The organism is Pseudomonas soli, assembly GCF_900110655.1.
GTDB classification, from domain to species: domain Bacteria; phylum Pseudomonadota; class Gammaproteobacteria; order Pseudomonadales; family Pseudomonadaceae; genus Aquipseudomonas; species Aquipseudomonas soli.
In genome coordinates, this window is the sequence record NZ_FOEQ01000012.1 from 110,908 (window position 1) to 125,082 (window position 14,175).

14 protein-coding genes and 2 tRNA genes are annotated in these 14,175 nt (G+C 60.8%); 15 read left to right on the top strand and 1 reads right to left on the bottom strand.

Going from position 1 to position 14,175, the window contains the following annotated elements; all coding sequences use genetic code 11:
• The first annotated feature begins 1 nt into the window (after window position 1).
• The 14 genes from folP (at window position 2) to BMY03_RS21765 (ending at window position 13,226) form a co-directional block, all read left to right on the top strand.
• On the top strand, window positions 2-853 hold the full coding sequence (folP, locus tag BMY03_RS21700; protein ID WP_094012249.1) for a dihydropteroate synthase: 852 nt from the start codon (window positions 2-4) through the stop codon (window positions 851-853).
• 16 nt (window positions 854-869) lie between these two features.
• Window positions 870-2,210, top strand: a complete 1,341-nt coding sequence (glmM, locus tag BMY03_RS21705) for a phosphoglucosamine mutase (protein ID WP_077418147.1) — start codon at window positions 870-872, stop codon at window positions 2,208-2,210.
• 66 nt (window positions 2,211-2,276) lie between these two features.
• The gene (tpiA, locus tag BMY03_RS21710; protein ID WP_077418144.1) at window positions 2,277-3,032 is read left to right on the top strand and encodes a triose-phosphate isomerase; all 756 of its coding nucleotides are present in this window, start codon (window positions 2,277-2,279) and stop codon (window positions 3,030-3,032) included.
• A gap of 3 nt (window positions 3,033-3,035) precedes the next feature.
• Window positions 3,036-3,428: a preprotein translocase subunit SecG gene (secG, locus tag BMY03_RS21715; RefSeq protein ID WP_077418140.1), complete on the top strand. Its 393-nt coding sequence runs from the start codon at window positions 3,036-3,038 to the stop codon at window positions 3,426-3,428.
• A 20-nt stretch (window positions 3,429-3,448) separates the two neighbouring features.
• Window positions 3,449-3,534 (top strand) — tRNA-Leu (locus BMY03_RS21720).
• A 98-nt stretch (window positions 3,535-3,632) separates the two neighbouring features.
• Window positions 3,633-3,709 (top strand) — tRNA-Met (locus BMY03_RS21725).
• A gap of 129 nt (window positions 3,710-3,838) precedes the next feature.
• Entirely contained in the window at window positions 3,839-4,297 is a 459-nt protein-coding gene (gene rimP, locus BMY03_RS21730) for a ribosome maturation factor RimP (protein WP_038707604.1), read from the top strand.
• Window positions 4,298-4,356: 59 nt separating this feature from the next.
• The gene (nusA, locus tag BMY03_RS21735) at window positions 4,357-5,838 is read left to right on the top strand and encodes a transcription termination factor NusA (protein ID WP_038706865.1); all 1,482 of its coding nucleotides are present in this window, start codon (window positions 4,357-4,359) and stop codon (window positions 5,836-5,838) included.
• A gap of 27 nt (window positions 5,839-5,865) precedes the next feature.
• Window positions 5,866-8,403: a translation initiation factor IF-2 gene (gene infB / locus BMY03_RS21740; RefSeq protein WP_023629338.1), complete on the top strand. Its 2,538-nt coding sequence runs from the start codon at window positions 5,866-5,868 to the stop codon at window positions 8,401-8,403.
• A 117-nt stretch (window positions 8,404-8,520) separates the two neighbouring features.
• Window positions 8,521-8,919 carry a 30S ribosome-binding factor RbfA gene (rbfA, locus tag BMY03_RS21745; protein ID WP_023629337.1) on the top strand — a complete coding sequence of 133 codons (399 nt, stop codon included), beginning with the start codon at window positions 8,521-8,523 and terminating at the stop codon, window positions 8,917-8,919.
• A gap of 3 nt (window positions 8,920-8,922) precedes the next feature.
• Window positions 8,923-9,840, top strand: a complete 918-nt coding sequence (gene truB, locus BMY03_RS21750; protein WP_046854068.1) for a tRNA pseudouridine(55) synthase TruB — start codon at window positions 8,923-8,925, stop codon at window positions 9,838-9,840.
• 150 nt (window positions 9,841-9,990) lie between these two features.
• Window positions 9,991-10,260, top strand: coding sequence for a 30S ribosomal protein S15 (gene rpsO, locus BMY03_RS21755; RefSeq protein ID WP_023629335.1), 270 nt, complete (start codon window positions 9,991-9,993; stop codon window positions 10,258-10,260).
• A gap of 248 nt (window positions 10,261-10,508) precedes the next feature.
• A complete protein-coding gene (gene pnp, locus BMY03_RS21760) occupies window positions 10,509-12,614 on the top strand; it encodes a polyribonucleotide nucleotidyltransferase (protein WP_023629334.1) in 2,106 nt (701 codons plus the stop codon).
• Between the two features lie 261 nt (window positions 12,615-12,875).
• Complete coding sequence (locus tag BMY03_RS21765; protein ID WP_046854069.1) at window positions 12,876-13,226, top strand: BON domain-containing protein; 351 nt, start codon at window positions 12,876-12,878, stop codon at window positions 13,224-13,226.
• Window positions 13,227-13,321: 95 nt separating this feature from the next.
• Here the strand turns inward: BMY03_RS21765 and BMY03_RS21770 are convergent, their stop codons facing one another.
• A complete protein-coding gene (locus BMY03_RS21770; protein WP_023629332.1) occupies window positions 13,322-13,624 on the bottom strand; it encodes a heme-binding protein in 303 nt (100 codons plus the stop codon).
• A 60-nt stretch (window positions 13,625-13,684) separates the two neighbouring features.
• On the opposite strand from BMY03_RS21770, the gene BMY03_RS21775 reads away from it, so the two are divergent.
• Entirely contained in the window at window positions 13,685-14,098 is a 414-nt protein-coding gene (locus tag BMY03_RS21775; RefSeq protein WP_046854071.1) for a VOC family protein, read from the top strand.
• Window positions 14,099-14,175 lie beyond the last annotated feature (77 nt).

Sequence of the window (14,175 nt, forward strand, 5' to 3'; positions counted from 1 at the left end):
TATGACCTCACAGCAGTACCCGACCCGGTTGCCTTGCGGCAACCGGGTTCTTGATTTGTCCCGTACCCATGTCATGGGTATCCTCAATGTCACCCCAGACTCGTTCTCCGATGGTGGGCGCTTCAGTCAGCGCGATGCGGCTCTGCGTCATGCCGAGGAGATGGTGGCGGCCGGAGCGACCCTGATCGACGTGGGGGGCGAATCCACCCGCCCGGGTGCCCGCGCCGTTTCGCCTACCGAGGAGCTGGAGCGTGTGGCGCCGATTGTCGAGGCGATCAACAGCCGGCTCGACGTGGTCATTTCGGTCGATACCTCGACACCTGCTGTCATGCGCGAATCCGCGCGCCTCGGTGCTGGCTTGATCAATGACGTGCGCGCCCTGGAGCGCGACGGTGCGCTTGATGCGGCGGCGGATACCGGCTTGCCGGTGTGTCTCATGCACATGCGTGGCGAGCCGGGCAACATGCAGGACAATCCACAGTACGAAGATGTGACAGCCGATGTTACGCGCTATCTTGAACAGCGTATGGCCGCCTGTGCGGCGGCGGGCATCGGGGCTGAGCGCATCATCCTCGATCCGGGGTTCGGCTTTGCCAAGACCCTCGAGCACAACCTCAGCCTTTTCAAACACATGGAAGCACTCTATCGCCTCGGCAGGCCGCTACTGGTAGGTGTCTCGCGCAAGAGCATGATCGGCCTCGCGCTGGGCCGCCCCGTCGGTGAGCGCCTGTACGGTAGCCTGGCGCTGGCGGCATTGGCCATGACCAAGGGTGCGAGCATCCTGCGGGTGCATGACGTGGCGGAAACCGTCGACGTGGTGCGCATGATCGCGGCCGTGCAGAGCGCCGAATAAGAACATTGGAGTCACTATGAGCAGAAAATACTTTGGTACCGATGGTATCCGTGGTCGCGTTGGCCAGTTCCCCATCACCCCGGACTTCATGCTGAAACTCGGCTGGGCGGCGGGCATGGCCTTCCGCAAGCAAGGCAATTGCCGTGTGCTGGTGGGCAAGGACACCCGTATCTCGGGCTATATGTTCGAATCCGCGCTGGAGGCCGGACTGTCTGCGGCCGGCGCCGACGTGATGCTGCTCGGGCCGATGCCGACGCCTGCCATCGCCTACCTGACCCGCACCTTCCATGCCGAAGCGGGTATCGTCATCAGTGCTTCGCACAATCCGCATGATGACAACGGCATCAAGTTCTTCTCCGGTGCCGGTACCAAGCTGCCGGACGAAGTCGAGCTGATGATCGAGGAACTGCTCGACCAGCCGATGACCGTCGTCGAGTCCAGCAAGCTGGGCAAGGTTTCGCGCATCAACGACGCGGCGGGGCGCTACATCGAGTTCTGCAAGAGCAGCGTGCCCAGCAGCACCAGTTTCGAAGGCCTCAAGATCGTGGTGGACTGCGCGCATGGTGCCACCTACAAGGTGGCGCCGAGTGTGTTCCGTGAGCTGGGTGCCGACGTTACCGTGCTCCACGCCGCACCGGATGGTCTGAACATCAACGAAAACTGCGGTTCGACCCATATCGAGTCGCTGCAGGCGGCGGTGCTGGTCGGACATGCGGACATCGGCATCGCCTTCGACGGCGACGGTGACCGTGTGTTGATGGTCGATCATACCGGCACCATCGTCGATGGCGACGAGCTGCTGTTCATCATCGGTCGCGACATGCAGGAGCGCGGCAAGCTGCAAGGCGGCGTGGTCGGAACGCTGATGAGCAACCTGGGTCTGGAGTTGGCGTTCAAGGAGCTTGATATTCCGTTCGTGCGCGCCAAGGTTGGTGATCGCTACGTGATGGCCGAGCTGCTCGAACGCGAATGGCTGCTGGGTGGTGAAAATTCCGGGCATGTCGTCTGCGGCAGCCACACCACCACGGGAGATGCGATCATCGCCGCGCTGCAAGTGCTGATGGCGCTCAAGCGCCGTGGCGAGAACCTCGCCCAGGCCCGCCAGGCGGTGCGCAAGTGCCCGCAGGTGCTGATCAACGTGCGCTTTGCCGCGGGCAAGAGCGATCCCCTGGAAAACCCGTTGGTCAAAGAGGCCAGCGCCAAGGCGACCGAGGCCATGGCCGGTCGCGGTCGAGTGCTGCTGCGCAAGTCCGGTACCGAGCCGTTGGTGCGGGTGATGGTCGAAGGTGATGACGAAACCCAGGTGCGCGGCCATGCCGAGGCCCTGGCCAAGCTCGTTGAAGAAGTTTGTGCCTGAAAGAGGCTTGCCAGCGCAGATCGGGTTGGGTAAGATCTGCGCCCACTTTGACCGACGAGGTAAAGCATGCGTCGCCCCATGGTAGCTGGTAACTGGAAGATGCACGGTACCCGCGCCAGCGTCGCTGAGCTGACTCAGGGGTTGGGCAAAATGCTCATTCCCGACGGTATCGAAGTCGCGGTGTTTCCACCGGCCCTGTTCATCAATGAAGTTGTTGATGGGCTGAAAGGCAAGGGGATCATCGTTGGAGCACAGAATTCTGCGGTACAGCCCGAACAGGGTGCACTGACCGGTGAAGTTGCACCGAGTCAGTTGTCAGAAGTCGGTTGCAAGTTGGTGTTGATCGGCCATTCGGAGCGTCGCCAAATTATCGGTGAAAGCGACGAAGTGCTGAATCAAAAGTTTGCAGCCGCACAGAAAAGTGGTTTGACGCCAGTGCTCTGTGTAGGGGAAACTCTCGCCGAGCGTGAAGCAGGCAAGACGCTAGAAGTTGTAGGGCGTCAACTAAGCAGTGTAATCGACGTGTTCGGTATCGCCGCTTTTGCCAATGCAGTAATTGCCTATGAGCCTGTTTGGGCCATTGGTACAGGTTTGACGGCCTCGCCCCAGCAAGCCCAGGATGTGCATGCAGCCATCCGCAAGCAGTTGGCGGAAAAGGACGCCGAAGTTGCCCGCAAGGTGCGGCTTCTCTACGGCGGCAGCGTGAAGGCGGCTAATGCGGCCGAACTGTTCGGCATGCCGGATATCGATGGGGGGCTCATTGGTGGAGCGTCCCTGAATGCAGACGAATTCGGTGCAATTTGTCGCGCCGCAGGAAACTGAAAAATGCTGGAAACAGTCGTAGTTGTTTTTCATCTGTTGGCAGCACTGTCACTGGTAGTCATGGTGCTGCTGCAACAGGGTAAAGGTGCGGAAGCAGGTGCATCTTTCGGCGCAGGTGCTTCAAATACTGTGTTCGGAAGTCAAGGTTCCGCTACCTTTTTGAGTAAAGTTACTGCTATACTTGCTGCCACTTTCTTTTTGACTGCACTTGGGTTAGGATACTTCGCCAAGCAGCAAGCACACCAGCTGACTCAAGCCGGTTTGCCAGATCCAGCAGTGCTGGAAGTCAAAGAGCCAAAGCCGGCAGTCAATGATGATGTACCGGTGCTCCAGCAGCAGAAGAGCGAAACCACCAACTCTGGTGATGTACCTCCTCCAGCCAAAGAGCAGCAGTAACGGGTTTCAAATGTAGTATTGCCGAGGTGGTGGAATTGGTAGACACGCAACCTTGAGGTGGTTGTGCCCATAGGGTGTAGGGGTTCGAGTCCCCTTCTCGGTACCAATTGAAGCATGAGAGCCCGCTTTAGCGGGCTTTCTTGCAGGTGGAGGTCGGATTGACCCAGCACTGGGTTCAGTCTTATACTTTCGCCCCAGCTTTGTCGCGGGGTGGAGCAGCTTGGTAGCTCGTCGGGCTCATAACCCGAAGGTCGTTGGTTCAAATCCAGCCCCCGCAACCAGCTTCAGCAGAGCCCCTTTTCAGGGGCTTTTTGCTAGCCGAACAGTTTTGGCGTCGTTGTCCAACGGCGCTTTCAGGGATGGGCGCTTCGCCCATTTTTTATTTGCACAGCATGCACGAGGGGGTTCAGGTGTCGAGCAAGCTAGAACAGTTGCAGGCCTTGTTGGCCCCGGTTGTCGAGGGCCTGGGCTACCAATGCTGGGGGATCGAATACGTCTCCCAAGGCAAGCATTCGGTACTGCGTATCTACATCGACAAGGAAGGCGGCATCCTGGTGGAAGACTGCGAAGCCGTCAGCCGTCAGGCCAGCGCCATCCTCGATGTGGAAGATCCGATCAGCTCTGAATATACCCTCGAGGTGTCCTCTCCAGGCATGGACCGCCCGCTGTTCACGTTAGAACAGTTTGCAGCGCATGCCGGCGAGCAGGTGAAGATCAAGCTGCGTACGCCCTTCGAGGGCCGTCGTAACTTCCAGGGCCTTCTCCGCGGTGTGGAGGAACAGGATGTGGTGGTGCAAGTGGACCAGCACGAGTTCCTGTTGCCGATCGACTCGATCGACAAGGCCAATATTATTCCCAGTTTTGACTGAGACGTGCCGGGCCCGGCGGATGTTCCGGGGCCAATGGCTTGCGCAAGGCGAGGCGTACGATGAGCAAAGAAGTACTGCTGGTTGTTGAATCGGTATCCAACGAGAAAGGTGTACCGCCAGGCGTCATTTTCGAAGCGCTGGAAGTGGCCCTGGCCACTGCAACCAAAAAACGTTTTGAGGACGAAGTCGACCTGCGTGTGGAAATCAACCGCCACACCGGTAGCTACGAGACCTTCCGCCGCTGGACCGTGGTCGACGAAAACGACCTGGACGATCCGGCGATCGAGACCTGGCTGGAAAAGATCCAGGACACGCACCCGGATGCCAAGATCGGTGACGTGATCGAAGAGAAGATCGAGTCGATCGAGTTCGGTCGCATCGCCGCGCAGACCGCCAAGCAGGTCATCGTGCAGAAGGTCCGTGAGGCCGAGCGCGCCCAGGTGGTCGATGCCTACCGCGAGCGCGTGGGCGAGATCATCTCCGGTACCGTCAAGAAGGTCACCCGCGACAACGTCATCGTCGACCTGGGCAACAATGCCGAGGCGCTGCTGGCGCGCGAAGACATCATTCCCCGTGAGACCTTCCGTGTCGGCGTGCGCCTGCGTGCGCTGCTCAAGGAAATCCGCACCGAGAACCGCGGCCCACAGCTGATCCTGTCGCGCACCGCGCCGCAGATGCTGATCGAGCTGTTCCGCATCGAAGTGCCGGAAATCGCCGAAGGCCTCATCGAAGTCATGGCCGCGTCCCGTGATCCGGGTTCGCGTGCCAAGATCGCCGTCCGCTCCAAGGACAAGCGCATCGACCCGCAGGGTGCCTGTATCGGCATGCGTGGTTCGCGCGTCCAGGCCGTATCCGGCGAGCTGGGTGGCGAGCGTGTGGATATCGTCCTCTGGGACGAGAACCCGGCGCAGTTCGTCATCAACGCCATGTCGCCGGCAGAGGTTGCCGCGATCATCGTTGACGAGGACGCCCATGCGATGGATATCGCCGTTGCCGAGGACAACCTGGCCCAGGCGATTGGCCGTGGTGGCCAGAACGTCCGCCTGGCCAGCCAGCTGACCGCCTGGACCCTGAACGTGATGACCGAGAAGGACATCCAGGCCAAGCAGCAAGCTGAAACCGGCGACATCCTGCGTAATTTTGTCGAGGAACTGGAAGTCGACGAGGAGCTGGCGCAAGTGCTGGTCGACGAAGGCTTTACCAGTCTCGAAGAAATTGCCTACGTACCGTTGGAAGAAATGCTCAACATCGATGGCTTTGACGAGGAAATCGTCAATGAGCTCCGCGCTCGAGCCAAGGACCGTTTGTTGACCAAGGCCATCGCTACCGAAGAAAAACTGGCAGACGCCCATCCGGCCGAAGACCTGCTCTCCCTCGAGGGCATGGACAAGGACCTGGCGGCGGAACTGGCGGTGCGCGGCGTGGTTAACCGCGAAGACCTGGCCGAGCAGTCGATCGACGACCTGCTCGACATCGACGGCATCGACGAAGAGCGTGCCGGCAAGTTGATCATGGCCGCCCGAGCCCACTGGTTCGAGTAATTAGGCGCGGCCTGAGGAGAGAAGTGCATGACGCAAGTCACGGTGAAAGAACTGGCCCAAGAGGTCGAGGCACCGGTAGAGCGCCTGCTGCAGCAGATGCGTGAGGCAGGTCTGCCGCACACCGACGCCGGTCAGGTAGTGACCGACAATGAGAAGCAGACCCTGCTGACTCATTTGAAGAGCAGCCACAAGAGCAAGGCGGAAGAGCCGCGCAAGATTACCTTGCAGCGCAAGACCACCAGCACTCTGCGTGTCGCCGGTAGCAAGAGCATCAGCGTAGAAGTACGCAAGAAGAAAGTATTCGTGCAGCGCAGCCCGGAAGAGATCCAGGCTGAGCAGAAGCGCGAACAGGAAGAGCGCCGTGCGGCTGAGAACGCAGCCCGCGAGAAAGTCGAAGCCGAAGTCCGCCAGCGCAACGAGGAGCAGGCACGCCGTCAGGCCGCTGAAGCTCCGACCGCCGCGCCAGCGGCCAAGGCTGAGCCTGTTGCCGTTGCCGCTCCGGTAGTGGCCAACGCGCCGGTATCCGAAGACGCCGCTGCGCGTGCTGCCGAACGCAAGAAAGACGAGACTCGTCGCAACGAGAGCCGTAGCCGTGATGACGATCGTCGCGGTGGTGGCCAGGCTACCGCCGGCCGCGGCGAAGCGCCGCGCATGTCGGTCAAGGTCAAGGTCAAGGAGAAGGAAAAGGCTCCGACTCCGCGCGCCGCGCCGCGTACCACCGATGAAGAAAGCGATGGCTTCCGTCGCCGCGGTGGCAAGGGTAAAGGCAAGAAGCGCAATGCCCATGGCTTCCAGAGCCCGACTGGCCCGGTTATCCGTGACGTGGCGATTGGCGAGACCATCACGGTCTCCGATCTGGCCAACCAGATGTCCGTCAAGGGCGCTGAAGTGGTCAAGTTCATGTTCAAGATGGGTACCCCGGTCACCATCAACCAGGTGCTCGACCAGGAAACCGCTCAGCTGGTAGCAGAAGAGCTGGGCCACAAGGTCACCCTGATCAGCGACACCGCCCTGGAAGACTCCCTGGCCGAATCGCTGAAGTTCGAAGGCGAGACCACTTCGCGTGCGCCGGTCGTGACCGTCATGGGCCACGTCGACCACGGCAAGACCTCGCTGCTCGACTACATCCGTCGTGCCAAGGTTGCTGCTGGCGAGGCCGGTGGTATCACCCAGCACATCGGTGCGTACCACGTCGAAACCGACCGTGGCATGGTTACCTTCCTCGACACCCCTGGTCACGCTGCGTTTACGCAAATGCGCGCCCGTGGTGCCAAGGCGACCGACATCGTCATCCTGGTGGTGGCGGCGGACGATGGCGTGATGCCGCAGACCCGCGAAGCCGTGCAGCATGCCAAGGCAGCTGGCGTACCGCTGGTTGTTGCAGTGAACAAGATCGACAAGCCAGGCGCAGACCTCGACCGCATTCGCAACGAGCTGTCCGTCGAAGGCGTGACCTCCGAGGAATGGGGTGGTGACACGCCGTTCGTCAAGGTTTCGGCGAAGATGGGTACCGGCGTCGACGAACTGCTCGAAGCGGTACTGCTGCAGGCCGAGATCCTCGAACTCAAGGCCACCCCGACCGCACCTGGTCGTGGTGTCGTGGTCGAGTCGCGTCTGGACAAGGGCCGTGGCCCGGTGGCGACCATCCTGGTTCAGGACGGTACCCTGCGTCAGGGCGACATGGTCCTGGTCGGCTCCAACTATGGCCGCGTGCGTGCCATGCTCGACGAGAACGGCAAGCCTGTGAAGGAAGCCGGCCCGTCGATCCCGGTCGAGATCCTCGGCCTGGATGGTACGCCGGACGCCGGTGAAGAGATGTCGGTGGTTGCAGACGAGAAGAAAGCGCGTGAAGTTGCGCTGTTCCGTCAAGGCAAGTTCCGCGAGGTCAAGCTGGCCCGTGCTCACGCCGGCAAGCTGGAAAACATCTTCGAGACCATGGGTCAGGAAGAGAAGAAGACCCTCAACATCGTCCTCAAGACCGACGTGCGCGGTTCCCTCGAGGCGCTGCAAGGTTCGCTCGGCGGCCTGGGCAACGACGAGGTTCAGGTTCGCGTCATCGGTGGCGGCGTCGGTGGTATCACCGAAAGCGATGCCAACCTGGCGCTGGCGTCCAATGCTGTACTGTTCGGCTTCAACGTGCGTGCCGATGCCGGCGCGCGCAAGATCGTCGAGCAGGAAGGTCTGGATATGCGTTACTACAACGTGATCTACGACATCATCGAAGACGTCAAGAAAGCCCTGACCGGCATGCTCGGCAGCGATGTTCGCGAGAACATCCTGGGTGTCGCCGAAGTCCGTGACGTGTTCCGTTCGCCGAAGTTCGGCGCCATCGCTGGCTGTATGGTCATCGAGGGTACCGTGTACCGCAACCGTCCGATCCGCGTTCTGCGCGACGACGTGGTGATCTTCGAAGGCGAGCTGGAATCGCTGCGTCGCTTCAAGGACGATGCCTCCGAAGTACGCAACGGCATGGAGTGCGGTATTGGCGTCAAGAGCTACAACGACGTCAAGGTCGGCGACAAGATCGAAGTGTTCGAGAAAGTCCAGGTGGCTCGTACCCTGTAAGGGCCGAGCGTGGTGCAGGACCCGCCCCAGGGCGGTTGCCTGAACCTCTGAAGGTAGCGCCCGGTCAGGCTTCGAGCTTGACCGGGCGTTTGCCGCTTTAAGATACAGGTAGCAAGAATGGCAAAAGAATATAGCCGTACCCAACGTATCGGTGATCAGATGCAGCGTGAGCTGGCAGAGCTGATCCGCCGTGAAGTCAAAGACCCGCGTGTCGGCCTGGTGACCATCACCGCCGTCGACGTCAGCCGTGACCTGGGCCATGCCAAGGTCTTCATCACCGTCATGGGTGAAGAAACCCCGGACGCTGTCAAGCAGTCGCTCAAGGCCTTGAACAGCGCCGCCAGCTTCCTGCGACTGCACCTGGGCCGCTCGATGCAGCTGCGCAGCGTGCCGCAGCTGCATTTCCACTTCGATGAAAGCGTGAGCCGCGGTGTGCATCTGTCAGCGCTGATCGAGCGTGCGGTGGCCGAAGACCGCCAGCACCAGGATGCCGACGCGCCGGACACCAAGGAGTAAGTGGTGGCCCAGGTCAAACGTATCCGCCGCAACGTCAGCGGCATCATCCTGCTCGACAAGCCGCTGGGGTTCACCTCCAACGCTGCCCTGCAGAAGGTCCGCTGGCTGCTCAACGCCGAGAAGGCTGGCCACACCGGCAGCCTCGACCCGCTGGCCACCGGCGTGCTGCCGTTGTGCTTCGGGGAGGCCACCAAGTTCTCGCAGTACCTGCTCGATTCCGACAAGGGCTACGAGACGGTTATGCAGATGGGCCAGACCACCACCACCGGGGACGCCGAAGGCGAAGTGCTGAAGACCCGCGACGTGACCGTTGGTCGCGCCGACATCGAAGCTGTCATCCCGCGTTTTCGCGGTGAAATCCAGCAGGTGCCGCCGATGTACTCGGCCCTCAAGCGCGATGGCCAGCCGCTGTACAAACTGGCGCGCGCAGGAGAGGTAGTGGAGCGTGAGGCGCGTTCTGTTACTATTGGCCGGTTGGACCTGCTGGAGTGCGAAGGCACCCGGGCACGCCTGTCGGTTGGCTGCAGCAAGGGCACCTATATCCGCACCCTGGTGGAGGATATGGGCGAGGCGTTGGGCTGTGGTGCCTACGTCGCCGAGTTGCGCCGCACCCAGGCCGGCCCTTTCGAGCTGGCCCAGACCGTCACGCTCGAAGAGCTGGAACAGGCTCACGCCGAAGGTGGCAACGAAGCGCTCGATCGCTTCCTGATGCCCTCGGACAGCGGCTTGCAGGACTGGCCATTGGTGGTATTGTCCGAGCACAGCGCGTTCTACTGGCTGCATGGCCAGGCAGTACGTGCGCCGGACGCACCGCAATTCGGCATGGTCCGCGTACAGGATCACAATGCCCGCTTCATCGGTATCGGTGAGGTGAGCGAAGACGGGCGCATTGCGCCGCGTCGACTGATTCGGTCGGAATGACCGATACCACAGGGCGAGGTCAACGCTTTGCCCTGCGGATTCGAGGATGGCTGTCAGTAGGCACGGTCATTACTCTTTTTATTAATACAGGGATCCAGTCCCTGGCCTATTGGACCCCGCTTGCGGGATCCGTTTATCAGGAGAAGCCAAATGGCCCTCAGCGTCGAAGAAAAAGCTCAGATCGTTGCAGACTATCAGCAAGCCGCCGGCGACACCGGTAGCCCGGAAGTACAGGTTGCCCTGCTGACCTTCAACATCAACAAGCTGCAAGGCCACTTCAAGGCCAACGAAAAAGACCACCACTCCCGTCGTGGTCTGATCCGTATGGTCAACCAGCGTCGTAAGCTGCTGGATTACCTGAAGGGTAAAGACACCACTCGTTACAGCGCCCTGATCGGTCGCCTGGGCCTGCGTCGCTAATAGCGGCCTGGCCAGTGGTGTTGCATGGTGTGTCGCATTCTTCGGCAACGCTGTCTATCAGCGCTGCCGTTGGACACGCCGCGCGATCTGCGAGGTTGGCAGCCTGGTGTGCCGAGCGGTTTATCCGCCCGGCGCCAGGCTCCCAGCCTCGTGTTGTATCTGGACGGTCAATGGGGCCGATTCCCCGTTCTGCCCAAGAATTCGCAAGAACCAGTTCCCCCAAGAGCCACTGAAAAAGGTAGGAAACCGTGAACCCGGTAATCAAGCAATTCCAGTTCGGTCAATCGACCGTTACCCTCGAAACGGGCCGCATTGCCCGTCAGGCCACCGGCGCCGTGCTGGTCACCGTCGACAACGATGTCACCGTGCTGGTGACCGTGGTCGGTGCCAAGCATGCCGATCCGAGCAAGGGCTTCTTCCCGCTGTCCGTGCACTACCAGGAAAAGACCTACGCCGCTGGCAAGATCCCAGGTGGTTTCTTCAAGCGTGAAGGCCGCCCATCCGAAAAAGAAACCCTGACTTCGCGCCTGATCGACCGCCCGATCCGCCCGCTGTTCCCTGAAGGTTTCATGAACGAAGTGCAGGTTGTCTGCACCGTGGTTTCCACCAGCAAGAAGACCGATCCGGACATCGCTGCGATGATCGGTACCTCGGCTGCCCTGGCCATCTCGGGCATTCCGTTCGAAGGCCCGATCGGCGCCGCCCGCGTTGCCTTCCACGAAAGCACCGGCTACCTGCTGAACCCGACCTACGAGCAGCAGGCCGCTTCGAGCCTGGACATGGTCGTTGCCGGTACCGAGTCGGCCGTACTGATGGTTGAATCGGAAGCCAAAGAGCTGACCGAAGACCAGATGCTGGGCGCCGTGCTGTTCGCCCACGACGAATTCCAGGCCGTGATCAAGGCTGTCAAAGAGCTGGCTGCCGAAGCCGCCAAGCCGACCTGGGACTGGAAACCTGCCGTTGCCAACACCGAGCTGTTCAACGCCATCCGCGCCGAGTTCGGCGAAGCGGTGTCGCAGGGCTACACCATCACCGTCAAGGCCGACCGCTACGCGCGCCTGGGTGAGCTGCGCGATCAGGCGATCGCCAAGTTCTCCGGTGAAGAAGGCCAGCCATCGGCCGGTGAAGTCAAAGACATCTTCGGCGAGATCGAATACCGTACCGTTCGCGAAAACATCGTCAACGGCAAGCCACGTATCGACGGTCGCGACACCAAGACCGTGCGCCCGCTGAACATCGAAGTCGGCGTTCTGCCGAAGACCCACGGTTCGGCCTTGTTCACCCGTGGCGAAACCCAGGCCCTGGTCGTCGCGACCCTGGGTACCGCCCGTGACGCCCAGCTGCTGGACACCCTCGAAGGCGAGAAGAAAGACCCCTTCATGCTGCACTACAACTTCCCGCCGTTCTCGGTAGGCGAGTGTGGTCGCATGGGCGGTGCTGGCCGTCGTGAAATCGGCCACGGCCGTCTGGCCCGTCGTTCGGTACAGGCCATGCTGCCGGCCGCTGACGTGTTCCCGTACACCATCCGCGTGGTATCGGAAATCACCGAGTCCAACGGCTCCAGCTCCATGGCTTCGGTCTGCGGTGCCTCCCTGGCGCTGATGGACGCGGGCGTGCCGATGAAGGCGCCGGTTGCCGGTATCGCCATGGGCCTGGTCAAGGAAGGCGAGAAGTTCGCCGTACTGACCGACATCCTGGGTGACGAAGACCACCTCGGCGACATGGACTTCAAGGTAGCCGGTACCGCCAAAGGCGTCACCGCGCTGCAGATGGACATCAAGATCAACGGCATCACCGAAGAGATCATGGAAATCGCCCTGGGCCAGGCCCTGGAAGCGCGCCTGAACATCCTCGGCCAGATGAACCAGATCATCGGCGAGTCGCGTACCGAGCTGTCGGCCAACGCACCGACCATGATCGCGATGAAGATCGACACCGACAAGATCCGTGACGTCATCGGTAAAGGCGGCGCCACCATTCGCGCCATCTGCGAAGAGACCAAGGCTTCGATCGACATCGAAGACGACGGCTCGATCAAGATCTTCGGCGAAACCAAGGAGGCCGCGGACGCTGCCAAGCAGCGCATCCTGGGCATCACCGCCGAGGCCGAGATCGGCAAGATCTACGTCGGCAAGGTCGAGCGCATCGTCGACTTCGGTGCCTTCGTCAACATCTTGCCGGGCAAGGACGGCCTGGTGCACATCTCCATGCTGAGCGATGCTCGCGTCGAGAAGGTCACCGACGTGCTGAAGGAAGGCCAGGAAGTCGAAGTACTGGTACTGGACGTGGACAACCGCGGCCGTATCAAGCTGTCGATCAAGGACGTTGCCGCTGCCAAGGCATCGGGCGTCTAAGCCTTTCAAGGCTAAAGGAAGGACCCCTCCGGGGTCCTTTTTTTATGCCCGCCGCAAAATAGTTGAGAGCATGCATCTTGCACGTGGCTTTTTTACCGGGATTGCAAAATGCACGGTAACGGCTTCCTCTATCTTTGCTTAACTCATTGATTTCAAAGGTTTTATAGGGCGTGCAAAAACTGGCACAGCCCCTGCAACTACCTTACTACCTGACGCCAGGACCCAAGGCGCAGACCTTTCGAAAAAACAGGAGTGACCCATATGAAGAAGTTCGCCATTGCTGCCGCTACTGCTACCGCTCTGACCCTGACCATGGCTAACGCGGCATTTGCTGCCCAGTCCACCCAGGCCCCGATGACGCTTGCGGCCGGTGAGGTGACCAAAGCCAAGGAAGCCACTTCCGACACCTGGATCACTACCAAGGTGAAGGCTGACCTGATGACCGAGAAAGGCGTGCCAGGCAGTGACATCAAGGTCGAAACCAACAAAGGCGTAGTGTCCCTGTCTTCGGACGTGGCCATTACCGATGCACAGAAAGACATGGCGGTTGCCATCGCCAAGAAGATCAAAGGCGTACAGGCCGTCTCGGCTGATGGCCTGAAAGCCGAATAAGGATTGTCCCGTCGGCCAAAAGGATTTGGCCACCCCTTCAAGCAAAAGCCCCGGCCATCGCCGGGGCTTTTCTATTGGCATTCAGGAAGGCCGCTTCAGCTCACCGGGTTGCGGGCGATCACATCGCTCTCGAAGCACACCTGCTCTTCGATCAGCGGCTCCACCAGGGGGCGGCTGTCGCGAAAATGTGCGGTCCGGGTATGCGCCTCGTACGCCTCATCGTCCTGGTAGATCTCGTACAGGTAGATGACTTCGGCATCATCCCGGTCCTGCGAGACATCGAATACCAGGCAACCCGGCTCGGTGGCGACCGACGCCGCTGCGTTGGCATTGATGGCTGCCAGGAAGGCATCGGCGGTACCGGGTTTCACCCGCGTCTTGATAAATAGGCAGTACACATGACGCTCCTTTTGTTTTAAATTCTATTATAAATTGTATACAAAAAAGGAGCCGCGCTCATGTCCGATCTACCTGCCCGCCCAGGCCGTCTCAATGGCCTGCGGCACATCGCCCTGCTGGTGCCCAACCTGGAGGAGTGCGAGCGCTTCTACGTGGATGTGCTGGGCATGGAGGTGCTCAACCGTGCCAACGAAGACCTGGTCTACCTCACTTGCGGCAACGACAACCTGTCGCTCGGGCGCGGCGCAGGCGCGGCCAACGGCCTACAGACCTTGGATCACTATGGTTTCATCGTCGACAGCGTGGAGGAACTGGAAGCCTGGTACCAGTACTTCAAGGCCCATGGCGTGACGCTGCTGGACCGCCCGTTCAATCACGGCGATGGCGCGCGCAGCTTCCATTTGCTGGACCCGGCGGGGAACAAGGTGCAGCCGCTGTATCACCCGGCGGTGTCGGGACAACGGCTGGCCTGACCGTATCTATCACTTGCGCTGCCCTTATCGCCGGCAAGCCGGCTCCCACAGAGGTACAGTGTGTATCTGTGGGAGCC

Coding starts and splice junctions, on each gene's coding strand:
- infB (WP_023629338.1), top strand. CDS start 5,866: ATGACGCAAGTCACGGTGAAAGAACTGGCCCAAGAGGTCGAGGCACCG.
- folP (WP_094012249.1), top strand. CDS start 2: ATGACCTCACAGCAGTACCCGACCCGGTTGCCTTGCGGCAACCGGGTT.
- BMY03_RS21775 (WP_046854071.1), top strand. CDS start 13,685: ATGTCCGATCTACCTGCCCGCCCAGGCCGTCTCAATGGCCTGCGGCAC.
- tpiA (WP_077418144.1), top strand. CDS start 2,277: ATGCGTCGCCCCATGGTAGCTGGTAACTGGAAGATGCACGGTACCCGC.
- rbfA (WP_023629337.1), top strand. CDS start 8,521: ATGGCAAAAGAATATAGCCGTACCCAACGTATCGGTGATCAGATGCAG.
- rpsO (WP_023629335.1), top strand. CDS start 9,991: ATGGCCCTCAGCGTCGAAGAAAAAGCTCAGATCGTTGCAGACTATCAG.
- BMY03_RS21765 (WP_046854069.1), top strand. CDS start 12,876: ATGAAGAAGTTCGCCATTGCTGCCGCTACTGCTACCGCTCTGACCCTG.
- secG (WP_077418140.1), top strand. CDS start 3,036: ATGCTGGAAACAGTCGTAGTTGTTTTTCATCTGTTGGCAGCACTGTCA.
- nusA (WP_038706865.1), top strand. CDS start 4,357: ATGAGCAAAGAAGTACTGCTGGTTGTTGAATCGGTATCCAACGAGAAA.
- glmM (WP_077418147.1), top strand. CDS start 870: ATGAGCAGAAAATACTTTGGTACCGATGGTATCCGTGGTCGCGTTGGC.